The sequence below is a fragment of the Clostridium sp. genome, from assembly GCF_021372645.1.
Classification (GTDB): Bacteria; Bacillota; Clostridia; order Clostridiales; family Clostridiaceae; genus Clostridium.
Window position 1 is genome coordinate 1 of the sequence record NZ_JAJFUC010000101.1, and the last position, 23,770, is coordinate 23,770.

A 23,770-nucleotide genomic window follows, 5' to 3' on the forward strand; every position below is an offset into this window, starting at 1 on the left:
GTTGATAGGTCAGAGGTGTAAGTATGGTAACATATTTAGCTGACTGATACTAATAGGTCGAGGGCTTGACCAATATATAATCAAGTTGTAAATAATACATTAATATTTATATGCAATTTTGAAAGAACATAGTTTTTTCAACATCTCGTGATGATGGCATAGAGGTAACACTCCTTCCCATTCCGAACAGGACAGTTAAGGTCTATTACGCTGATGGTACTGCACGGGTGACTGTGTGGGAGAGTAGGAAGTTGCGAGGTAAGATGGCTCGATAGCTCAGTCGGTAGAGCAGAGGACTGAAAATCCTCGTGTCACTGGTTCGATTCCAGTTCGAGCCACCATAAAATGGCGCTATAGCCAAGTGGTAAGGCAGAGGTCTGCAAAACCTTTATCCCCAGTTCAAATCTGGGTGGCGCCTCCAAGGAACCTTGAAATGTATATTTCAAGGTTTTTTTGTTGTACTTAAAATGCCATTAGCTCTACCTTCTACCGGTAGTTATTGAAGTAAATACATGTGTTGTATATTATCTATACATGTTATAGTAAGTAAAAAAGTTAATTGATGATATTTGATATGTATGTAAATTTAAAATATAAATAGGAAAATATATATATTAGTTTAAGATATATTGAATTAGTATAATTTTAAATAATAAGAAAATAATAAAACAAAACACAAGAAATATAATGTATTTGCTCTAAAGGGTTAGTCCCGTAACTATTGGAAACCCAGTTGGATCATCTGGGGCTATTGGTAGGGTTATATTCATTCCAAATATTCCATTGATAATAGTGGGTATTGCCATAAGTATTGTAACTGATGCAAGAACCTTCATTACTATATTTAGATTATTAGATATTACAAAGCAAAGAAATCCATTGTACTAGCTAATATGTTACTATAAATTTCAGTTGTTTCTATAACTTTCTTGTTTTTAATTATTTTAGTTATGCTTAAACCTGCATTTTTAGGTATAATGCGAATAATGTTTTTTCGTAAGTAGTATGCTACAGTTGCTTCTGAAACTATAGTTTTTGATGATGTTATTAAATACCTAAAAATTTTGTTACTTAATTCATAAAATTTTTGACTGTCCAGTAAGGTAGTTTGTAAACATAAAGCACTTGATGATTGTTTTAATTTATTAATTACTATTTTAGCATTAATAATATTATGGTATATTTCAGAAAATATAAATAGAATCTTTGAATTGTTAATTTCTTTTAGATGCTTAATGACAAAATAAAAGCCTAAGAAGATACAAGTTCCTTCATAGACTCTTAGTATTCTATAATAAGTTTTTTACTTTAATTTTTTTAGCATTAAAAAATTCATCTTTAACTTCATTAAGTAGAGATTCATTTTCTATTAAATCAATAGCTGTTGAGGCAAGTGATGCAGCAGCTATAGTACATTGTTTTAAGGCAAATGGAGATACGGTTGCTTTCGCATATTCTAAACTTCCGTATTTAATATCACTATTTTCTACTATAGATATATAAGGATGTATACATGGAACTTTATGACTTACATCACCAATGCTTAATCCAGCATATATATCTCTTGCAGAATTAATATTTATTATTCCATTCTCTTTTAAATTATGACTAAATAATCTATTTAAAGTACGGTTTGTAATTAACTCTGTATTTGGAGACTCATATAAGAAAAATTTATTGGGTACGTCTATTAAGTTAGATACATAATCTGCAATTTTTCTTATTTTGCCATAAGCATAGTTAGCAGTTTTTGTATCGGATGCACGAATACAAAACTTAATCTCAGAATTTGATGGCAATAATAATGTAGTATAACCTCCATTTGATATAATCGAATTTATTTCTAAGTTGTTAGGGAAACCTTTTTTTATAGAATTTAAAATATTAATAGTTAATAAAACTGCATCTAGGGAGGTATAATCTCTTTTATTTAAGAAGGTTAATTTATTTTCACTCTCAAATTTAAGTCCTAGTGGAATAATTGCTGATGAGGAACCACTTTCACAAGTAGAAATGTCAGGATGAGCTAACATTACTACATCTATATCATCAAATACTCCTTGTTTAACCATAGTTCCTTTAGTTCCACCTAAATATTCACCAGGACAACCAATCAATATTACAGAACCTCCAAGCTTATCTATAATATTCCCCAAGGCCAGCGAAGCTGAGACAGACATGGCAGTAACCAAGTTATGTCCTGTAATATGACCTTCATCTTTTATAGCATCATATTCACAAAGGTAACAAATTTTTGGATGTCCTACTCCCTTTTTAGCTATAAAAGCATTTTCAATAGATAAAAAATTTTTCTCGATCTCAAAATTATATTTATATAATAAATCACAAATATATTTAGAAGCCTTAAACTCATTATAACTTGCTTCAGGATTCTCATATAAATAAGTACATAAGTTTTTAATATTATCACTATAAGTAGATAAAAATGAAATAATTTTTTGTTTCATAAATTCAATTTGTTACTCAAAACGTACAAAAGTAAAGTGCTAAATTTTATATAGCTCATATTTTGTTTTGTTTTACAGTAAGTTCTCCTTTCTTCTTATTGTTTTTATTTCTAAAATAGTTATTAATGGAAAAGTTTGTTTCATTCTTTATTATTGTTACCCAAAGTAAAAAAAAATATTTATGCAATTAATAAATTATTTAAGCCTATGATTTGTATTAAAAGTAGTTAATATGGAAATAATTATATAAGAATTACAAACATAAGGGGGAATATACATGGAAAATTTAAATAAATCATGCTTCATATGTGGTGCAAGTGATTGTAATGGTATAATATTGAATGGGGAAAAGATTTGCAAAGCATGTGAAGAGGAAATTGTGAATACAACTATAATCAATCCAGATTATGATATTTACAAAGATCAGGTTAAAATAATTCTATTTAATGAACATGCTTAAGAGTGAATTATTTATACTTAAACATTCTTAAGAGTGAGGTATTTATATGAAAAAAGGTTTATTTATAGTTTTTGAAGGTGGAGAAGGTACTGGAAAAACAACGGCAATTAATGAAATATATAATTGGATTATAGAAAATAATTTTAAGTGCATAAAGACGAGAGAACCTGGCGGAATTAAGATATCAGAACAAATAAGACAAGTTATATTAAATAAGGAAAACAAGACTATGGATGCTAGAACAGAAGCTTTGCTTTATGTGGCTGCAAGAAGACAACATCTTGTAGAAAAAGTAATACCAGCATTAGAAGAAGGTTCAATAGTTCTTTGTGATAGGTTTATATATTCATCGCTAGCATATCAAGGTTATGCAAGAAATTTAGGTATTGAAGAAGTTATGAGCATAAATAAATTTGCTATTGGAGAATATATGCCTGATTTATCGATATTGTTTGATCTTGATCCTAAAATTGGGTTAGGAAGAATTAATAGTAATGAACACAGAGAAATAAATAGATTAGATCTAGAAAAATTAGATTTTCATGAAAGGGTTAGGTCAGGATATAATGTTATTTATGAAAATAATAGGGATAGAATCATAAAAATAGATGCAGAGCAATCAAAGGAAAATGTAATTATGCAAATAAAAAATATATTGAAGCCTAAAATATGGGCAAATATAAACTAAATGATAAAAAAGCTTCTATTTGTGGTAAAATAATAGATAGTAAATTATTTTATTTAAGGATAGTAATTATAATGAAGTTGATAATTACAATTGTTCAAGATTAGGATTCAACAGATGTTATAGACGTTTTGACAGAAGAAAATTATAGAGTTATAAAATTAGCAACAACAGGGGGATTTCTTAAGTCTGGTAATACTACACTAATGGTGGGTATTGAAGAGGAGAAAGTTCATACTGTTATTGATGTTATTAAACAGATATCTAAAAAGAGAAAAGAAACATTAGTTACATCAACTACTTTGGGAGGTAGTGAAGGTTGATATATGCAACAATATGCTGTACAAATTAATGTAGATGAATTTGCGAAAATATGATATCAAGGAGAGATAGGCATTGAGAAAAATAATTGGGCATGAAAATATTATTAATAGTATAAATAATAGGAAATTAAATGACTCATTTTCTCATGCTAATTTAATCATTGGAAATGATGGGATTGGAAAGAGCATAATAGCTAAATATATTTCAAATCAAATTATAGAAGGAAGAGATAATGCAGAGAGTGTTGATATTGTAAGGTATTATCCTTCTTCTAGTTCTTTCGGAGTTGATGATGTTAGAAATATCATAAATGAGGTTAATAAAAAGCCATATGAGAGTAACAAAAAAGTATTAATATTATATGGATGTGACAAATTAACAACACAGGCTCAAAATGCATTACTCAAAACCATTGAAGAACCCCCAAAAGGAGTATATTTAATATTGTTGAGTGATTCTTTAGAAGTAATTCTAGATACCATAAAATCTCGTTGCCAAATTTATAAATTAACCCCATTAAATAAAGAAGAGATTTCAATTTATATTGAAGAGAAATATGCTAATTTGACTTCAGAAGATAAAAAATCTGCACTAGCATATAGTGCAGGTGTGCCAGGAAAAGTAGATAGATTTATAGGTGATGAAAATTTAAAAAGTTTAAGAGATATATGCATAGAGTTATTTGAAGATATTTTAAAAAGAGAACAAGGAATTACATTAAAATATGGGGAAATGTTAAAGAATTCAAAAGATAATAAAATTGAACTATTAAATATACTTTTGTCATATATAAGGGATATTATGATATTTAAAGAACTTAATAATAATGAACTTATTGTTAATTTTGATAAAGTATATAAAATAAAGGATATATCAAGAGGAATGTCTTATAAAAAGTTAAATAGTATGTTAGAATACATAAAAGAAGCTAGAATAAATTTAAATAGTAATGCAAACTATTCAATGACTATAAGTGTTTTGCTTATGGGATTTGCGGAGGTATAATTAATGATAAATGTTATAGGAGTAAGATTCAAACAGGCAGGAAAGATCTATTATTTTAGCCCAGAAGAATTACCAATTGAAAAGGGAAACTATGTAATAGTAGAAACAGCAAGAGGCGTAGAATTTGGTGAATGCGTTATAAGAATAAAAGAAGTAAAAGAAGAAGAAATAGTATCACCATTAAAAAGTGTTATTAGAATTGCTGATGAAAGGGATATTAATAAGCATAAAGACAATAAGGAGAAAGAAAAAGAAGCATTAGACATATGTCTAGAGAAGATCAAAGAACATCAGCTAGATATGAAATTAATAGATGTAGAATATACATTTGATAATCATAAAGTTATATTCTATTTTACAGCCGATGGTAGAGTTGATTTTAGAGAGCTAGTTAAGGATTTAGCGACTATATTTAAGACTAGAATAGAATTAAGACAAATTGGAGTTAGAGATGAAGCTAAGATGGTTGGAGGTCTAGGACCATGTGGAAGATCTATGTGTTGTTCTACATTTTTAGGAGATTTTGCATCAGTGTCTATAAAGATGGCAAAGGAACAGAATCTTTCATTAAATCCAACTAAAATATCTGGAATATGTGGAAGATTAATGTGTTGTTTAAACTATGAGCAAACTACATATGAAGATATAAGAAAGAGATTACCTAAGGTTGGGTCCATTGTTAAAACTGAAGAAGGGAATGGAGAAGTTATTGGTAATTCAATAGTTAAAGAAATTATAAAAGTTAAACTTAAAAGAGGCGATGAAGAAGTTGTTGAAGAATTTAAGATAACGGATATAGAACTTGTTTCAGGAGAATATGAAGATACTATTGATGAAAGTAATATTAAAATAATAGCAGAATCGGAAGAAGATAGAAAATTAATGAAAAATCTTATTAAGGAAAAATAGGAGGAATTTCTATGAAATCTGTTATTAAGATTTGTAATATGGAGTCTCATCACGATGCTAAAATAATTCAAGAAATTGTTAAAAGTAATTCTGGAATAATAGCTAGTAAAATATCATTAACCAAAAAAGAACTAACAGTAATATATAATGAAACATTTTTGAATATTGAAAAAATTATTAATCCTATAGAAGATTTAGGATATATAATCATGTGATTTTAATCTATAGAATATTAATACTAAAAAATAAGTTGCCTAGGACACAAAATACTTTTAAAACATAAGAATACATGTTAAAATGTAAGAGGTTAATTACTACAATTTATTAGGAGGTGTTCTAGATGGCATTTGTTATTAATGATTCATGTGTTAGTTGTGGAGCGTGTGCTGGAGAATGTCCAGTTAGTGCTATAACTCAAGGAGATACTCAATTCGTTGTTGATGCAGATACTTGTATCGATTGTGGAAACTGTGCTAATGTTTGCCCAGTGGGAGCTCCAAACCAAGAGTAATAAAAAGAAAGATCGTCTTTAAGGCGGTCTTTTTTTGTGCATGGAGAAGTATGGAATTTACAAGGCTGAAAGAGTTATTAGGTCTAAACTTAGAGTCCTTACTGTATAAATTTAGATGTTTAAGAGTGAGAAAAATTTCTTGATTGGTATCTGAAAGAAGCGTGACACAGCTACTTCTGTTTTATATAAGAAAGTATAAAATATTTTAAATTAATAAGTTGGTTGATTAAAATAATTTTTATAATATTAACTATATGGAGGTGTTAATATTATACATTCAGATTTATAATTAAAATCTAAATCTGAAGTATCTAATATATTTGAATTAATTTTTTTTATATGTTTCATTGATATAATAAAATTTTTAGGATCATCTAAATATAAAGATGTTTTATTAGTTTTATATTGCATAGGAATTATATATTTAGGGGAAATAAGGTTGCTAAGTTTTGCAGCTTCAAATCCATTCAAGGTAAAGTGACCACCAATAGGTATAAGTAAAATATCAATGTTTTTCAATTTTTCCAAGACTAATGAATGAGGAATATGACCTAAGTCTCCTAAATGGCATAGAGAATAAGTATCATCTTTAAATATATAAATAATGTTGGGTCCCCTTTTAAGTCCATTACATTTATCATGAAACGAACTAAGACCTTCTATTTTTAAAGAATTCATATCAAAAGTTCCAATTTCGCTAATGACTTTAGTTGTACCATTACTATTATTTAAATATGAACTATATAAATGATTATGATTGATAGTTATTAAATCACATTTAGGAAAATTGTTATCATATCCGAGGTTATTATCAAATGGATTAATTAAAATTCGTTTACCAATGGATGTTTTTATAAGAAAACATGAATGTCCATACCAAGTTATTTGCATAAAAAAACCTCCATGAATTAAATTTAAGTGTTACTAAATATTATTAACATATAAAATTAGAAATAATCATAAATTTGTATTGATACTTTAAAAAATAAAAATATTATAGTATAATAGTGTAAAGTCAAAGTAAGTCAAGAACGAATATTTTGATTAAAGTTTAAGTAGGTGATATTATGGCAAGACTTTCAGATATAATAGAAGCTTTTATAAAACAAATGTTTAATGAAAACAGAGACAACGTAATTTTTATACAAAGAAACGAATTGGCAGATCAATTTAGATGTGCACCGTCTCAAATCAATTATGTATTAACAACTAGATTTACTTATGAAAGAGGATACTTAATTGAAAGCAAAAGAGGTGGAGGCGGTCATATAGCTATTAAACAATTAGAATATGATAGTTCTAATAAAAGAGAAGAATTAATAAATCAAAGTATAGGAGATGCAATGACATATCATAATGCAAATGGATTACTCAAAGATTTATTAGAGTCTGGAATTATTGAAAAAAGAGAATATGAGATAATGAAAATAGCAATAAATGATAGAAGTTTAACTTCAACAGATAATAAAAATAAAGTTAGAGCTGATATTTTAAAAGGAATGGTTATGATAATTTTATCTTAAAGGTGGGGATATATATGTTATGTGAAAAATGCAAAAAAAATGAGGCGAAAATAAATTTAATTACAGTAGTAAATGGACAAAAGCATGAGATTTGGTTATGTGAAAATTGTGTTAAGGATATATCTAGCATTCCATTTTTTAATTCAATTGGTCAAAATGTGAATTTTCCATTACAAGGTATGCTTACAGAAATATTATCTAATGCAGATAGTAATAAAGTTAATATAGATAATAATAAAATAAAAGAAATTGTTTGTTCAAATTGTGGGTTAACTTATGATGAATTCAAAAAAACAGGTAAATTAGGATGTTCTGACTGTTATGAAGAATTTAAAGTTGTACTTGAGCCGAGAATAAAAAGTTCACAAGCAGGAGTAAAGCATGTGGGTAAAATACCTAATATGAAGGGTAAAGAATTTATTCGAAGGAGAAAACTTAAAGACTTAAAAGAAGAAATGCAAAAATTAATAGTGACTGAGGAATATGAAAGAGCAGCAATTGTAAGAGATGAGATTAAAAAATTAGAACTTTATATATTAGAAAGTAACGTTAAAGAAACAGTATGTGTGAAGGAGGAAAATTGCAATGGACAGCTTGATTCATAAAGATAGTAAAAAAGGTATAGTATTAAGTAGCAAAATATTGTTAGCTAGAAACTTTAGCAATTTGCATTTTCCTAATAAGTTAAATTATATAAAGGGTAGAGATAATGGCAAAAAAATATATAATGTACTTAAAAATGAACTAATTGATGAAGAACTTACATTATATGAAATTTGGAATACAAAAGAAGAATTTGGTAAAGAATATTTAGAAAAAGATTTAATAAGTGAAGAGCTTCTAAAAAATTCTGATAAAGGGTCATTTATCTTAAATAAAGAAGAAACTCTTAGTATTATGATAAATGAAAAAGATCATGTAAGCCTTCAATGTATAAGTGAAGGATTAAATTTAGAAAAAGCTTTTGAGAAAGTAACAAGCATTGATGATAAAATAGAAAAAAATTTTGATTATGCATTTGATGAAACTTTAGGATATATAACAACATCACCAGAAAACATTGGAACAGGAATGAAGGCATCAGTAATAATACATTTACCGGCACTTACTATGAGTGAGGAAATTGAAAATATTTCAAAAAATCTTAGCAAAATAGGAATGAATATAAAAGGAGTGTATTTAGAAGGCACAAATGTTTATGGAAATTTATATAGAATAGCTAATAAAATATCATTGGGATTAACAGAAGAAGATATTATAATCAAATTAAAAGAGGCAATTTTAGAGATAATAGTAGAAGAGAATAAATTTAGAGAAATATTACTTAGCAAGTGTAGATATGAATTAGAGGATAAGGTATATAGAGCATATGGAATATTAAAATGTGCAATTCTTTTAGATTCTAAGGAAATTATTGATTTATTGTCTAATGTTAGATTAGGAGCAGAACTTTCACTTATAGATATTGATAAAAGTAAATTGGATAAATTACTTATACTTACAAGCAATTCATCACTTCAAAACTATTTAGGAAGATATTTAGATGCTAAAGAAATTAAGTATGAAAGAGCAAAACTCGTGAAGGAAATATTGACATGAAGAAAAGATAGGAGGTTTAAAGAATATGGAATATAATAAATTAACAGAAAGGGCACAAGTGGTAATTTTAGAAGCTGAAAATGAATCTGAAAGGTTTAAGCATGGATATGTTGGAACAGAACATATATTATTGGGAATTTTAAAAGAAGATGGATATTCAGCTAGATTATTAAAAAAGAATGGAATCGTTAGTGAAAATATTACAACAATGATACAAAGATATTTAGGATATGGTGATATCAAAAAATCAGATGATAATATATTATTAACACCGAGAACTAAGAGGTTAGTAGATGAGAGTTTTGCAGCAGCTAAAAAATTAAACCATAAATATGTTAGTCCAGAACACATCTTGCTAGCATTACTTAATCAAGAAGAAGGAATGGCATATACCATTTTAAAGAGTTTGAATCTTAATTTTGCTATTATAAGTGAAGAATTGCTTATATTTTTATCAGGAACCTATGAAGATAAGGTTAGCGATGGAAAGGCAGTAGATAATAGCAAAAAACAAACCACTCCTATGCTTGATAAGTATGGTAAAGATTTAACAGCTTTATCTAAGGAGCAAGGATTAGATCCTGTAATAGGAAGGGAGACAGAAACTCAAAGATTATTGGAAATTCTTTGTAGAAGAACTAAAAATAATCCGTGTCTAATTGGTGAACCAGGGGTCGGTAAAACAGCCGTAATCGAGGGATTAGCCCAAAGAATAATTGAAGGAAATATTCCAGAAATACTTAAAAATAAAAGGGTTATTTCTTTGGATTTAACATCTATGGTTGCAGGTGCGAAGTATAGAGGGGAATTTGAAGAGAGACTTAAAAAGAGTATGGAGGAAATTGTTAGAGATAAGGATATTATTATTTTTATAGATGAAATTCATACTATAATTGGTGCAGGTGGAGCAGAAGGCGCTATTGATGCATCAAATATATTAAAGCCATCTTTAGCTAGAGGAGAAATTCAATGTATTGGAGCAACAACTATTGATGAATATAGAAAATATATTGAAAAAGATTCTGCATTAGAGAGAAGATTTCAGCCTATAACAGTAGAAGAGCCTTCGAAAGAAGAAACTTTAGAAATTTTAAAAGGTTTAAGAGATAAATATGAGGCACATCACAGAGTTGAGATTACAGATGAAGCACTACAAGCAGCAGTAAATTTGTCTGACAGATATATAACAGATAGATTTATGCCAGATAAAGCCATTGATTTAATAGATGAAGGAGCTGCGAAAGTAAGAATACAGAACTTAACAACACCACCAGATTTAAAAGATTTAGAAGGAAAAATTGAAAATATAGATAAAGAAAAGGAAGAATCTATAAGAGTTCAAGATTTTGAAAGAGCTGCAAATTTAAGAGATAAAGAAAGAGCATTAAAAGAACAATTAAGAAGTATGAAAGATAATTGGGATACTCAAAATTCAATTAAGACATTAATTGTAGACGCAGAAAAAATAGCTAGTGTAGTATCATCATGGACAAAGATTCCGATAAAAAAATTAACTGAATTAGAAAGTGAAAGATTATTAGATTTAGAAAACATATTGCATAAAAGAGTTGTTGGACAAAATGAGGCAGTAAAATCTATAGCTAGAGCTGTAAGAAGAGCAAGAGTTGGAATTAAAGACCCTAATAGGCCAATTGGCAGTTTTATATTTTTAGGGCCAACTGGAGTTGGAAAAACCGAACTTTCTAAGGCTCTTGCAGAAGCTATGTTTGGTGATGAAAATAGTATTATAAGAATTGATATGTCAGAGTATATGGAAAGTCATTCGGTATCTAAATTGATAGGTTCTCCACCTGGATATGTAGGACATGATGATGGTGGTCAACTTACAGAAGCTGTTAGAAGAAAACCATATTCAATAATTCTTTTAGATGAGATTGAAAAAGCTCATTCTGATATATTCAATGTATTGCTTCAGCTTATGGAAGATGGAAGACTTACAGATGGCAAAGGAAAGGTAGTGAATTTTAAAAATACAATAGTTATAATGACTTCAAATGTTGGAGCTCATCAAATCAGAAAGCAAAAGAATATAGGGTTTAATAATGCTAGTGCTAATAGTGAAACTGAATACGAAAAGATGAAGGAAAACATATTAGAAGAATTAAAACAAAAGTTTAAACCAGAATTTTTAAATAGAATTGATGATACAATAGTATTCCATAAATTAAGCGATGAAGATTTAGATACAATAATGGACTTAATGCTCGCATCAATAAGAAAACGACTTGAGAGTAGAAAAATTTATCTGAATTTTCAAAATGATAGCAAAAAGTTCTTATTAAACAAAGGAATTGACCTTGATTATGGAGCAAGACCGTTAAGAAGACTTATTATAAAAGAAGTAGAAGATAGATTAAGTGAAGAAATTTTGCAAGGAAATATAAAAATTGGAGATAAGGTAAAAGTTAGTGAATCAGAAAATAAACTTGTTTTTAATAAATTAGTTGGGGAATAATTTAAAGCTTAATGGACTATTTCAAAAATATAAATTATTTATATTTTGAAATGGTCTATTTTTCTAAATCTAATATATAAATAGTTCACAGGGATATTAATGATAAAATTAAAAAAAGATATAAATGATATTTATAAAAGTAAAATATAGTGAATCAAAGATGATAAATTCATAATTAATTTAAAATCAATATTGGATAAGTCAATATTTTGAAAGAATTAGTATGTTATAATATTAATATTTCTTTACAATAATATTATAGAAATATGTAGTATATATTTTTTGATTAATTATATTATAGAAGAGTTAAAATAACATCTATTTACAAAATAGAAGGAGATATTTATGAAAAAGAAAACCTTATATAGGTGCTCAAACTGCAACTTTGAAAGTATAAAGTGGCTTGGTAAATGTCCAACATGCAATAGTTGGAATACACTAGAAGAAGTTGTTGTTGAATCAAAAAGCTTACAAACAAGAGTAAGGCAAGCATCTAAAAAGCCAATAAAAAAACTTTTAGAAGTAGTTTCTAATAAAAGTGATAGAATAGTTACAGGAATAAATGAATTTGATAGAGTGATGGGTGGAGGAATTGTAAAAGATTCAATTTCAATTATAACTGCTAGACCTGGCGCTGGAAAATCAACATTGCTTCTTCAAATCTCAGATGCCATAGCGCAAAAAGGGTATAAAGTTATTTATGCATCGGGAGAAGAAAGTGACAGTCAAATTAAAAATAGAGCAGATAGAATTCTTGATAAGATTAATGATAAAATATGGGTATTACAAGAAACAAGTCTTGATAATGTTCTGGATGCGGTGGAAGAAATAAATCCTGACATGCTAATTGTAGATAGTATTCAAACATTTACTATGGAAGCGTCATTACCAGCAAGAGCAGGATCTCCTACACAAACTATGGAATGTGCTAATGCACTTCTTCAGATTGCTAAAAATGAAAAAAATCCAAGAGCTATTATTGTGGTAGGACAGATGACTAAAAATGATGAACTTGCAGGATTAAGAGCATTAGAGCATTTAGTTGATACAGTTCTTATAATAGAAGATGATAATGATGAAGAATTACGTGTACTTGTGAGCTCTAAAAATAGATTTGGTGGTATAGAAAATGGATTTTTCCAAATGTGCGAGAAAGGTGTTATTTCAATAGATAATCCATCAGAGTTTTTTATGACAAAACGTGAAGAAGGTGAAGTAGTCTCTGGAAGCGCATTAACTGTAATCAAGGAAGGAACACGAGCCATTATAACTGAGATAGAGAGTCTAGTGTCTAAAAGCTTTACACCATATCCTACACGTATAGGAGAAACATTAGGTAAAGATAAATTAAATACTTTAATATCTATATTAGAACAACGTGGTGGTATTAATCTGTATGATAAAAATGTGATTATTAAAACTACTGGTGGTATAAAAATAAGGGAACAAGGAATTAATTTAGCTGTGATAATGAGTATAGTATCATCTGTAAAGCAAGAAGGTATAGAGTCTAATATTGCATTTATAGCAGATGTAGGATTGACTGGTGAGCTTAAAAAGGTACCATCATTGGAAAGTAGAGTTAAAGAACTTGAAAGGATGGGATTTAAAAAAGTTTATGTTCCCAAAGATTCATTTATAAGAGAAAGTAATTTTGAAAAAATTGAAGTAATTGAAGTAAAGACATTAACGAATGTAATAAGTCATGTGTATAATCATTAGAATTTTGATTAAAGAAAGAATATAATTAATAAATAACTTTAATGTAAATGTATGCATATTTTGTATGTGATATGGAGTAAGAATAATGTATGTAAAGTAATTTCAATGTGTTGAACAGAAATATTTTTCAACAAGAAAACATATCATATTTAAATTTAATAAATATGATTGAGAGATTATAGTTATTATAGTATTATAGTTTTAGAGTTTAAAAGTTAAGTTTTGAAATTACTTATATATTGGCATTGTTAAAATATCGGATTTCGTAATAGTCCATAGATGTGGTAGGGATAGTAAATAAAAAAACAAATAAGATTTTAAAGAAAATGGGTGAGTGTATGAGAATAGAGAAGGGAATAGGAATCAAAAATGTCTTAAAGATAATGTGCCCAGGCACTCAGCTAAGGGAAGGTCTTGAAAATATATTAAGAGCCAAGACAGGTGGACTATTAGTAATTGGAGATGATGAAGATGTGATGAAGCTAGTTGATGGTGGTTTTTATATTAACTCAGAGTATACCCCATCATATGCATATGAATTAGCTAAGATGGACGGTGCCATTGTAATAACTGGAGATTTAAAGAGAATTGTTTGTGCTAATGCTCAATTAATACCAGATTCATCTATTCCAACTTATGAAACAGGAACTAGACATAGGACAGCACATAGAGTAGCTAAACAAACTAACAAGGTAGTAATTGCAATCTCTCAAAGAAGAAATATAATAACTATGTATAAAGGTGATATAAAATACGTATTAAGAGAAAGTAGTATAATTCTGAGTAAGGCTAATCAAGCAATTCAAACATTAGAGAAATATGTTGCAGTACTTGATCGTGTTATTAATAATTTAAATCTATTAGAATTTCAAGATTTAACAACACTTTTTGATGTAGTTACTGCAGTCCAAAGAACTGAAATGGTAATGAGAATAGTAGAAGAGATCAATATGTATATATTAGAGCTTGGAAATGAAGGCAGATTAATATCTATGCAGCTTAATGAACTAATTAAGCATATAGAAAGAGATGGTATATTATTAATTAGGGATTATTGTGAGGATGGATTGCAATATAATGAGGTGTATGAACATATTCAAAAGTTAAATTCATCAGAATTATTGGAATTAGATTCAATTTCAAGAGCTCTAGGTCATGGAGGGATTCCTCTTATGGATACATTAATATCTCCAAAGGGATATAGAGCATTAAGCAAAGTACCAAGGATACCATCAAATGTTATTGATAATCTTATAAAAGAATTTAAAGAATTAAGTAATATAGTAGACGCAGATATAGTTGATTTAGACAATGTTGAGGGAATAGGAGAAGCTAGAGCTACTGCTATTAAAGATGGATTGAAACGTATAAAAGAACAAGTATCATTAAAAAAAGAAATATAGCCAAAAAGAAACTGTCTTAAAATAAAGTTATTTAGAATAGAAAGAACTCATCTATTTTAGTTTATTATAGCTACATTTTTGGTCAGTTTTTTAGTATCTATATGAAATTATTAATTAAACTTAATAATTTATTCATTTTAGATAAACTTATTGTATGTTATAATTAAACTGTATAGGCAAAATATTAAAAATATGATTAAAGCACTATTAAAATGTAAATAATTAGAAGGAGGTGAAGTATGTGTTAAAGAAATTATTAAGTGGAATTTTTTTTGTAATTGGGTTAATAATAGGATATTTTATATCTGAATTATTACTTACAATACCCCCAATTGCTAGTTTAATTTACCTTTCAACTGATATTTCTAAGGTTGTATTTATTATTATTATATGTTTTATTTTTGGACTTATATTGTATATTATTTCTCCTACTATATATAAGGGTATTTCTAATTTAATTGAATATATTGAAAAAAGTATGCAAAAAATGAGCATAACAGAAATAATTTATGGAACTGTAGGAGCTGTTATTGCTTTAATTCTTATGACCTTTATTGCAGAACCAATAAGTAGTATTCACAAACAATTAGGACCAATACTATTAATTTTATTAAATATATTAGCAGCTGTGATTGGTGCAAAGATAATGATTAAGAAGAAAGAGGATGTTACAGCTCTACTTGTTAACATTAAAAGGCCTGTAATTAAAGAAAAGAAGGCTAAAGAATTAGTTAAAGAAGTTGTTATAGGGATTCCAAAGATATTAGATACATCAGTTATAATTGACGGAAGAATATTTGATATTTGTGAAACAGGATTTGTTGAAGGCCCATTAGTTATACCTAATTTTGTATTAGATGAATTAAGACATATATCAGATTCTTCAGATTCCTTAAAAAGAAATAGAGGTAGAAGAGGGTTAGATATATTAAATAGAATACAAAAAGAATTATCAATAGAAACTCAAATCGTAGATGATGACTTTCCCAAAATTGCTGAAGTTGATGCAAAATTGCTGAAGCTTGCTCAAAAGATAGATGGAAAAGTTATTACAAATGATTATAATTTAAACAAAGTAGCTGAGTTTCAAGGAGTACCAGTATTAAATATAAATGAATTATCAAATGCAATAAAACCTGTTGTATTACCAGGAGAGGAAATGACAATTGATATAGTAAAAGATGGTAAGGAATCAAGTCAAGGAGTAGCATATTTAGAGGATGGCACTATGATTGTTGTAGAAGGTGGAAGAAAATATATAGGACAAACAACAGATGTTATAGTTACATCAGTGCTTCAAACAGCAGCAGGAAGAATGATTTTTGCAAAACCAAAAGATAATTAAGAATTAAGGAGATTTTTCTGTATGGTTAGTGCAATAGTATTAGCTGGAGGAAGAGGTAAGAGAATGGGTTCTGTTCAAAGCAAACAATATATTGATTTGGATGGGAAACCCATTCTTTATTACACTCTGAAACAGTTTATAAAAAATAATTTAATAGATAAGATTGTTTTAGTGATTCCAGAAGATGAAAGAGATTATTGTAAGAATGAGGTATTAGATAAATATGGACTAATGGTTGACAGAATAGTATTTGGAGGGAAAGAAAGACAGGATTCTGTATATAATGCTTTAGTTCAATTGGAAGGTTCAGATATAGTATTAATTCACGATGGAGCAAGACCATTTGTGTCACAAAGAATAATAAATGACGCTATTAAATACGCTAGAATTTATAAAGCTACAGCACCAGGAGTAATGCCTAAAGATACTATAAAAGTTAAAGATGCGAATAATTTTTCAATGGATACATTGATTAGAAATAATCTTGTTGCGATTCAAACACCACAAGCTTTCGATTTTAATATGATATATGAGTGTCATAAAAAAATTAAACTAAGAGGAATCATGGTTACTGATGATACTATGGTAGTAGAACTTTGTGGAAATAAGGTTTATATTTACGAAGGGCACTATACTAATATCAAAATAACAACACAAGAAGACTTAATTTTGGCAGAATATTTGGTGAAAAAGTAGTACAATCATAATATATTGACAGGTAAAATCCAAGAAGTTATAATAAGTTAAAATAAAATGAAGTTCATAGAGCGATGATGAAGAATAGTAGAAGTCGATTATTAAGAGAAAAAGTCCGTAGGCTGTAAGACTTTTAAACAGACTTTGAACCAGCTTCGGAGTATAGGTAAAAACTATCGGTTTAATACCGTTATCATTATTTAGAGAACAAATTTAGGTGGTACCGCGATAAAAAGTTCGCCCTAATGAATATATTAGGCGGGCTTTTTTATTTTTTAAAAAAGAAACTCTTTTAGAATTTGAAAAATACATTTTTAGCTAAATTATTTAGATATAATATAAATAAAATTATAGGAGGAAAAACAAAATGAAAATGTCTAATATGTTAATATCAACATTAAGAGAAGTACCAGCAGAAGCAGAAATTGACAGTCATAAACTTATGCTAAGGGCCGGAATGATAAGAAAAATGGCAGCAGGAATATACAACTATATGCCACTTGGATTAAAAGTTTTAAAAAAGGTAGAAGATATAGTAAGGGAAGAAATGAATGCAGCAGGTGCACAAGAATTTTTAGCTTCAGCTATTATTCCTGCAGAATTATGGCAAGAGTCAGGTAGATGGGATGCATATGGAGCAGAAATGTTTAGATTAAAAGATAGAGGAGAAAGAGATTTTTGTTTAGGACCTACTCATGAAGAAGTATTTACTGATATAGCAAGAAATGAAATTAAATCATATAAGCAATTACCACTTAATTTATATCAAATTCAAACTAAATATAGAGATGAGCGTAGACCAAGATTTGGTGTTATGAGATCTAGAGAATTTATTATGAAAGACGCATATAGTTTTGATAAAGATCAAGAGGGTTTAGACTTAGTATATGATAAAATGCATGACGCATATGCTAAAATATTCAATAGATGCGGACTAGATGCCAAATGTGTTGCAGCAGACTCAGGTGCTATTGGTGGTTCTAACTCAGCAGAATTTATGGTTAAATCAGAAGTTGGAGAAGATGATGTAGTATTCTGCAGTGAATGTGATTATGCAGCAAATATTGAAAAAGCAACTTCTGAATTAGAAGAAGTTGAAAAAGAAGAACTAATGGAATCAGAAAAGATAGCTACTCCAAATAGTAGAGAAATAGATGAGGTATCAGAATTTTTAAACATATCGCCTAAAAAGACTGTAAAGACTTTATTATATAATGTTGATGGAAAAATTGTTGCAGTATTCGTAAGGGGAGATAGAGAAGTCAATGAGGTTAAAGTGGCCAATGCTTCAAATGCTTCTGGAGATATAGAAATGGCTTCACATCAAGAATATATAGATGCAACTGGATGTGACATTGGATTTGCTGGACCAATAGGGATAAAGGCTGATTTAATATTGGTAGATGAAGAAATAAAGAATATGTATAACTTTGTTGTTGGTGCAAATGAAACAGGATATCATGTGCGAAATGTGAACTATGGAAGAGATTTCCAAGGAACAATTGGTGATTTCAGGAATGTTGTTGAAGGAGATAAGTGTCCAATTTGTGGTGGTGAAGTTACTATTGCAAGAGGAACAGAAGTTGGGCATATATTTAAACTTGGAACTAAATATTCAGAAGCAATGAATGCTAATTTTATTGATGAAGAAGGTAAAGAAAAGCCATTTATAATGGGATGCTATGGCATTGGAGTCACAAGAACAATGGCATCTATAATTGAACAACATCATGATGATAATGGAATAATATGGCCATTATCTGTTGCACCATATCATGTTTCAGTAATTCCTGTAAATGTTAAGGATGAAGAACAAGCTAAAGTGGCAAATAAGCTTTATGAAGAATTAATAAACATAGGTATAGAAGTTCTTTTAGATGACAGAAATGAAAGAGTAGGAGTAAAATTTAAAGATTCAGAATTGATGGGAATACCAATGAGAGTAACTGTAGGTAAAAAAATTAGTGACGGAGAAGTTGAATTTAAGCTTAGAGATGGCGAAATGGGAGTAATCAAAATAAGTGATGTTTTTAATGTAATAAAAGGTGAATTTGAAAAAAATAATTTAAAATTAAGATAACTTTAGGAGGTAATTTAATGAGGATATATAATACTTTGACTAGACAAAAAGAAGAATTTATCCCTATTATTCCAGGTGAAGTTAAAATGTATGTTTGTGGGCCAACTGTTTATAATTTCTTTCATATAGGAAATGGAAGAACGTTTATTGTTTTTGATACTATCAGAAGATATTTAGAATACAGAGGATATAAAGTTACATTTATTCAAAACTTTACTGATATAGATGATAAGATGATTAATAAGGCGAATGATGAAGGTGTCACTGTAAAAGAACTTGGAGATAAATATATTAAAGAATATTATAAAGATGCTGATGCACTTAAAATTGAAAGAGCAACTATTAATCCTAGGGCAACAGAATATATTAAAGATATAATAAAATTCGTTCAAGAATTAATTGAAGCTGGATTTGCTTACGAAGTAGATGGAGATGTATATTATAGCACAAAGAAATTTATTGATTATGGAAAATTAGCAGGTCAAAATTTAGAAGATTTACAAGCTGGCGCTAGAATATCTGTTGATGAAAGAAAAAATGATCCGATGGACTTTGCAGTTTGGAAATCTAAGAAACCAGGTGAACCCGCATGGGAAAGTCCTTGGGGATTTGGCAGACCAGGTTGGCATATAGAATGTTCATGCATGGCAAAAAAGTTGTTAGGCGATACAATTGATATTCATGCTGGTGGAATGGACTTGAAATTTCCACACCATCAAAATGAAATAGCTCAAAGTGAAGCTGTAACTGGTAAGCCTTTTGCACATTATTGGGTGCATGCAGCATTCGTTAATGTAGATAATAAAAAAATGTCAAAATCATTAAATAACTTCTTTACGGCTAGAGAGATTCTTGAAGAATATGATGCAGATGCAATAAGATTTTTAATGTTATCAGGGCATTATAGAATTCAAATAAACTTTACTAAAGAACTTCTAGATTCAGCGAAATCATCCGTGGAAAGATTGTATAATGGCATAAACAATCTTGAAAATTTAAAAGAGGAAGTTAATAGAAAAACAATGGATTATAAAGAAAACGAATATTTAAAATCTTTAAATAAATATAAAGAGAGATTTATTGAAAAGATGGATGATGATTTTAATACAGCAGATGCAATTTCAATATTATTTGATTTGATTAAAGATATTAACAATACTATTAATATAAATTCATCTGTGGAATTATGTGAAAAGGCAGAAGCTTTAATCAGAGAACTTGGAAAACCACTTGGAATTCTTCAAAATCGTATGAAGAAAGATTTAGAAGCTGAAATTCAAGAATTTATTGATAAAAGACAGCAAGCAAGAAAAGATAAGGATTTTGCTTTAGCAGATAAGATAAGAGATGATTTAAAGAATAGAAATATAGTTTTAGAAGATACACCACAAGGGGTTAGATGGAAAAAGCTTGATTAATTAAGGAAAGGGTTGCAATTCTGCACCCCTTAGGCATATGAGAGAAAATAACAAGTCAATGATGCGATGTATATTTTGCGTCGGAAAAGGAGGTATATTTGCTTCATAACGGACTATTAGGTGAACCTGCCGACGTAGTATGACAAAAATAGATTAGTATACTGATTTGTTGTTTTTTGAATATGCCTTATTTAAAAGGAGAATTATAATGTTAGATGATTTAAAAATGAGGGAATTTTCAAAAGATGAAGCAAGAATGTTAAATCCACTTCAATTAGCAATAATAGGAGATGGTATATTTGAAGTTTTTATTAGGAATTATATTTTGACACAGAATACAGCATTGTCAGCAAATAAAATTCATGTTAAGGCAATTGGGTATGTGAAAGCCAAAAGTCAATCATGCATAATGCATGAAATTGAAGAACTTCTAACTGAGGAAGAGGAAGCTGTTTACAAGAGAGGAAGAAATGCTAAATCTCCTACAGTTCCTAAAAATGCAGATGTACGAGACTATAGGATGGCAACAGGATTTGAAGCATTAGTAGGATATTTATATTTAACAGGAAATAAAGAAAGATTAGACCTCATATTTAATAAAAGTATTGAAATTATAAAATAAAATTTAATCTTTCAAAAAGGAGGAGTTATAATGCCAAGTAAACCGAAAAGTTTTAATTCAAGTGGTAAATTTATTAGAAACGAAAAGAATGAAGAGAAATCTAGATTAAGAGATAAAGATAAAAATCATGAGGAGACTAAAGGTAAAAGTAAAAAAGAAAACACAGTAAAAACTAGCATAAACAAAGAAAATAGTGAAATTGAAGAGAGAGAAGATATAGTAATTGGAAGAAATGCAGTAATTGAAACTTTAAAAGGAGATAGAACAATTGAAACACTGTATATATCTAACAATAAACTGGAAGGGTCCATAAATACAATTGTTGGTTTAGCAAAAGAAAAAAGAGTTTTGATTAAAGAAGTGGATAAAAGAAAACTTGACTCGATGTGTAATGGAGGAACACATCAAGGCGTAATAGCTAAGGTAACTCCTTACAAATATTCTGAGATATCAGACATATTGGCATTAGCTGAAGAAAGAGGTGAATCTCCATTTATCGTTATATTAGATGAAGTTGAAGATCCACATAACTTAGGATCAATAGTAAGAACTGCGGAATTATTTGGGGTACATGGAATTATAATTCCTAAAAGAAGAAGTGCATCTGTAAGCACAACAGTATACAAGGCTTCAGTTGGTGCAATAGAACATGTAAAAATAGCAAAAGTAACCAATTTAAACGCAACAATAGAAGATTTAAAACAAAAAGGTGTTTGGGTTTATGGAGCGGATATAAGAGCAGAAGAATACAGTTATCAAGTAGATTTTAGTGGTCCATGTGCGGTAGTAATTGGAAATGAAGGGAGAGGGATTTCAAAATTAACAGTACAAAAGTGTGATAAACTAATAAAAATACCAATGGTCGGAGAGATTAACTCTTTAAATGCCTCAGTAGCTGGTGGTATAATTATGTATGAAGTTTTAAAGGGACGATTAAAATAGAAAGAGGTATATGGTGAAAACTATTTTTGTTGATGGATATAATGTAGTAAATAGTTGGCCGAATTTAAAGCAAAGAAAAGATTTCAGCTTCGAGGGTGCAAGACAAACTTTGATTGATAAACTACATAATTATGGAGTTTTTAAAGCTTGTAAAATAGTATTGGTATTTGATGCACATAAAGTTATAGGTAGTCTTGAAAAAAAAGAAGAAGTAAACAAAAATATTTCTGTAATTTTTACAAAAGATGGAGAAACAGCAGATAGTTATATTGAAAAAAAGGTAAATGCTTTAGGAAGAAAACATGAAATAGTTGTGGTTACTTCAGACAATTTAGAGCAACAAACTGTTTTTCAGCGAGGTGCAGTTAGGATGTCATCCTTGGAATTCTATAACGAAGTACTTAAAGTAGAGAAATCTATAAAAATTAAAACTGATAAAAACAAAAGTACACAAAAAAATAGTATAAGTGATAATATAGATGACAAGACAGCTAAAGTGTTAGAAGAAATTAGAAGAAGCAAGTAAATTCAGTTGACTAATTTATTTTTACTAGAGTATAATTGTCTAAATGAGTAGTCAGTTGAATGCAAAAGAGAGTTGAGAGTGAATAGTTGAAAGTTTTTTTAGATTTCAAAGATAAATCGGATGAAGAGATTGTTGCACAAGCTAAAAGTGGAAATAATAGAGCCCAAGAATATCTAATTTCAAAATATGAAAACTTTGTAAAAGTAAAAGCTAAATCATACTTTTTAATTGGAGCTGACAAGGAAGATATTTATCAAGAGGGTATGATAGGGTTATATAAATCTATCAGAGACTTTAATCCAGAAAAATCAACATCATTTAAAGCTTTTGCAGAAATATGCATAGTTAGACAAATCATAACTGCAATAAAAACGGCTACTAGGCAAAAACATATTCCATTAAATACATATATATCTTTAAATAAACCAATATATGAAGGAGAAGCTGAGAGAACTCTTTTAGATGTACTAGCAGGACTAAAAATTTCAGATCCAGAGGAATTAATCATAAGCAAAGAACAAATAGATTATATTGAAGAAAAAATTTCGAAGGTATTGTCTGGTTTGGAATTAGAAGTTCTTACATCATATTTAGATGGTAAATCATATCAAGAGATTGCAAGTGATTTAGAGAGACATTCAAAGTCTATTGATAATGCATTACAAAGAGTTAAAAGAAAATTAGAAAAATGCTTAGACTTAAAGTGAGGATTTATATTGACAAATAAAAAAAATGATAGTAAACTTTATAATTGGTATATAAAAGAGCATAAAGATTTTTGAATGCTCACATAGCTCAGTTGGTAGAGCGTCACCTTGGTAAGGTGGAGGTCGTCGGTTCAATCCCGATTGTGAGCTCCAAATAATAAAGATAAGAAAACACTAGGCAAAGTTTATTACAAGATGATAAGGGAGGAAATTATAATGGCAAAAGCAAAGTATGAAAGAAATAAGCCACATGTTAATATTGGAACAATAGGTCACGTAGACCATGGTAAGACAACATTAACAGCTGCAATTACAACAGTATTAGCAAAAAAAGGATTTGCAGAAGCAT

General features: G+C 28.8%; 23 protein-coding genes, 3 tRNA genes, 2 rRNA genes, 2 pseudogenes and 1 other annotated feature. Of the genes and pseudogenes, 27 read left to right on the forward strand and 3 right to left on the reverse strand.

Annotated elements, in window-relative coordinates:
- The 4 genes from LLF98_RS14795 to LLF98_RS14810 all read left to right on the forward strand — a co-directional run.
- A 23S ribosomal RNA gene (locus LLF98_RS14795) occupies positions 1–73 on the forward strand; the annotation flags it as partial.
- Between the two features lie 70 nt (positions 74–143).
- Positions 144–260 (forward strand): 5S ribosomal RNA (gene rrf / locus LLF98_RS14800).
- Between the two features lie 5 nt (positions 261–265).
- Positions 266–341: transfer RNA gene (locus LLF98_RS14805), tRNA-Phe, on the forward strand.
- Between the two features lie 6 nt (positions 342–347).
- Positions 348–421 (forward strand) — tRNA-Cys (locus tag LLF98_RS14810).
- Positions 422–698: 277 nt separating this feature from the next.
- Here LLF98_RS14810 and LLF98_RS14815 read toward each other — a convergent pair.
- Both LLF98_RS14815 and LLF98_RS14820 read right to left on the reverse strand, forming a co-directional pair.
- Positions 699–943, reverse strand: a pseudogene (locus LLF98_RS14815) (CorA family divalent cation transporter); the annotation flags it as partial.
- Between the two features lie 346 nt (positions 944–1,289).
- A complete protein-coding gene (locus LLF98_RS14820) occupies positions 1,290–2,468 on the reverse strand; it encodes a M20 family peptidase (protein ID WP_291704943.1) in 1,179 nt (392 codons plus the stop codon).
- A gap of 277 nt (positions 2,469–2,745) precedes the next feature.
- On the opposite strand from LLF98_RS14820, the gene LLF98_RS14825 reads away from it, so the two are divergent.
- The 7 genes and pseudogenes from LLF98_RS14825 (at position 2,746) to LLF98_RS14855 (ending at position 6,362) form a co-directional block, all read left to right on the forward strand.
- Positions 2,746–2,928, forward strand: coding sequence for a sigma factor G inhibitor Gin (locus LLF98_RS14825; protein ID WP_291704945.1), 183 nt, complete (start codon positions 2,746–2,748; stop codon positions 2,926–2,928).
- Positions 2,929–2,974: 46 nt separating this feature from the next.
- On the forward strand, positions 2,975–3,616 hold the full coding sequence (gene tmk / locus LLF98_RS14830) for a dTMP kinase (RefSeq protein ID WP_291704947.1): 642 nt from the start codon (positions 2,975–2,977) through the stop codon (positions 3,614–3,616).
- Between the two features lie 71 nt (positions 3,617–3,687).
- Positions 3,688–3,933: pseudogene (locus LLF98_RS14835) on the forward strand (cyclic-di-AMP receptor); the annotation flags it as partial.
- A gap of 76 nt (positions 3,934–4,009) precedes the next feature.
- Positions 4,010–4,942, forward strand: a complete 933-nt coding sequence (locus LLF98_RS14840; RefSeq protein ID WP_291704950.1) for a DNA polymerase III subunit delta' — start codon at positions 4,010–4,012, stop codon at positions 4,940–4,942.
- A gap of 3 nt (positions 4,943–4,945) precedes the next feature.
- Complete coding sequence (locus LLF98_RS14845; RefSeq protein ID WP_291704952.1) at positions 4,946–5,851, forward strand: stage 0 sporulation family protein; 906 nt, start codon at positions 4,946–4,948, stop codon at positions 5,849–5,851.
- A gap of 11 nt (positions 5,852–5,862) precedes the next feature.
- Positions 5,863–6,066 carry a heavy-metal-associated domain-containing protein gene (locus LLF98_RS14850; RefSeq protein ID WP_291704955.1) on the forward strand — a complete coding sequence of 68 codons (204 nt, stop codon included), beginning with the start codon at positions 5,863–5,865 and terminating at the stop codon, positions 6,064–6,066.
- A gap of 125 nt (positions 6,067–6,191) precedes the next feature.
- Entirely contained in the window at positions 6,192–6,362 is a 171-nt protein-coding gene (locus tag LLF98_RS14855) for a 4Fe-4S binding protein (RefSeq protein WP_291704956.1), read from the forward strand.
- Positions 6,363–6,608: 246 nt separating this feature from the next.
- Here the strand turns inward: LLF98_RS14855 and LLF98_RS14860 are convergent, their stop codons facing one another.
- A complete protein-coding gene (locus LLF98_RS14860; RefSeq protein WP_291704958.1) occupies positions 6,609–7,253 on the reverse strand; it encodes an MBL fold metallo-hydrolase in 645 nt (214 codons plus the stop codon).
- A gap of 176 nt (positions 7,254–7,429) precedes the next feature.
- Here LLF98_RS14860 and LLF98_RS14865 point away from each other — a divergent pair, with 176 nt between their 5' ends.
- The 16 genes from LLF98_RS14865 to LLF98_RS14940 all read left to right on the forward strand — a co-directional run.
- Entirely contained in the window at positions 7,430–7,885 is a 456-nt protein-coding gene (locus LLF98_RS14865; RefSeq protein WP_291704960.1) for a CtsR family transcriptional regulator, read from the forward strand.
- Positions 7,886–7,899: 14 nt separating this feature from the next.
- Entirely contained in the window at positions 7,900–8,490 is a 591-nt protein-coding gene (locus tag LLF98_RS14870; protein ID WP_291704962.1) for a UvrB/UvrC motif-containing protein, read from the forward strand.
- Positions 8,471–9,484 (forward strand): protein arginine kinase, encoded by a 1,014-nt coding sequence (locus LLF98_RS14875; RefSeq protein WP_291704964.1) that lies wholly within the window; start codon positions 8,471–8,473, stop codon positions 9,482–9,484. Before LLF98_RS14870 ends, LLF98_RS14875 begins: the two co-directional genes overlap by 20 nt.
- A 25-nt stretch (positions 9,485–9,509) precedes the next feature.
- On the forward strand, positions 9,510–11,960 hold the full coding sequence (locus LLF98_RS14880; protein ID WP_291704966.1) for an ATP-dependent Clp protease ATP-binding subunit: 2,451 nt from the start codon (positions 9,510–9,512) through the stop codon (positions 11,958–11,960).
- A 345-nt stretch (positions 11,961–12,305) separates the two neighbouring features.
- Entirely contained in the window at positions 12,306–13,682 is a 1,377-nt protein-coding gene (radA, locus tag LLF98_RS14885) for a DNA repair protein RadA (RefSeq protein ID WP_291704968.1), read from the forward strand.
- A 338-nt stretch (positions 13,683–14,020) separates the two neighbouring features.
- The gene (gene disA, locus LLF98_RS14890; RefSeq protein WP_291704970.1) at positions 14,021–15,085 is read left to right on the forward strand and encodes a DNA integrity scanning diadenylate cyclase DisA; all 1,065 of its coding nucleotides are present in this window, start codon (positions 14,021–14,023) and stop codon (positions 15,083–15,085) included.
- Between the two features lie 241 nt (positions 15,086–15,326).
- The gene (locus LLF98_RS14895; RefSeq protein ID WP_291704972.1) at positions 15,327–16,430 is read left to right on the forward strand and encodes a PIN/TRAM domain-containing protein; all 1,104 of its coding nucleotides are present in this window, start codon (positions 15,327–15,329) and stop codon (positions 16,428–16,430) included.
- 21 nt (positions 16,431–16,451) lie between these two features.
- Positions 16,452–17,126, forward strand: a complete 675-nt coding sequence (ispD, locus tag LLF98_RS14900; protein ID WP_291704973.1) for a 2-C-methyl-D-erythritol 4-phosphate cytidylyltransferase — start codon at positions 16,452–16,454, stop codon at positions 17,124–17,126.
- 65 nt (positions 17,127–17,191) lie between these two features.
- Positions 17,192–17,374: a binding site (T-box leader), on the forward strand.
- Between the two features lie 119 nt (positions 17,375–17,493).
- Positions 17,494–19,206 (forward strand): proline--tRNA ligase, encoded by a 1,713-nt coding sequence (locus LLF98_RS14905; RefSeq protein ID WP_291704975.1) that lies wholly within the window; start codon positions 17,494–17,496, stop codon positions 19,204–19,206.
- Between the two features lie 17 nt (positions 19,207–19,223).
- On the forward strand, positions 19,224–20,624 hold the full coding sequence (cysS, locus tag LLF98_RS14910) for a cysteine--tRNA ligase (protein WP_291704977.1): 1,401 nt from the start codon (positions 19,224–19,226) through the stop codon (positions 20,622–20,624).
- Between the two features lie 208 nt (positions 20,625–20,832).
- Positions 20,833–21,246, forward strand: coding sequence for a ribonuclease III domain-containing protein (locus LLF98_RS14915; protein ID WP_291704979.1), 414 nt, complete (start codon positions 20,833–20,835; stop codon positions 21,244–21,246).
- Positions 21,247–21,276: 30 nt separating this feature from the next.
- Positions 21,277–22,188, forward strand: a complete 912-nt coding sequence (gene rlmB, locus LLF98_RS14920; protein WP_291704981.1) for a 23S rRNA (guanosine(2251)-2'-O)-methyltransferase RlmB — start codon at positions 21,277–21,279, stop codon at positions 22,186–22,188.
- A 13-nt stretch (positions 22,189–22,201) separates the two neighbouring features.
- Complete coding sequence (locus LLF98_RS14925) at positions 22,202–22,714, forward strand: NYN domain-containing protein (RefSeq protein ID WP_291704984.1); 513 nt, start codon at positions 22,202–22,204, stop codon at positions 22,712–22,714.
- An 86-nt stretch (positions 22,715–22,800) separates the two neighbouring features.
- Positions 22,801–23,421, forward strand: coding sequence for an RNA polymerase sporulation sigma factor SigH (gene sigH, locus LLF98_RS14930; RefSeq protein ID WP_291704986.1), 621 nt, complete (start codon positions 22,801–22,803; stop codon positions 23,419–23,421).
- 77 nt (positions 23,422–23,498) lie between these two features.
- Positions 23,499–23,574 (forward strand) — tRNA-Thr (locus tag LLF98_RS14935).
- Positions 23,575–23,637: 63 nt separating this feature from the next.
- The coding region (locus tag LLF98_RS14940; RefSeq protein ID WP_291704988.1) for a GTP-binding protein at positions 23,638–23,770 on the forward strand (133 nt) is incomplete at its 3' end.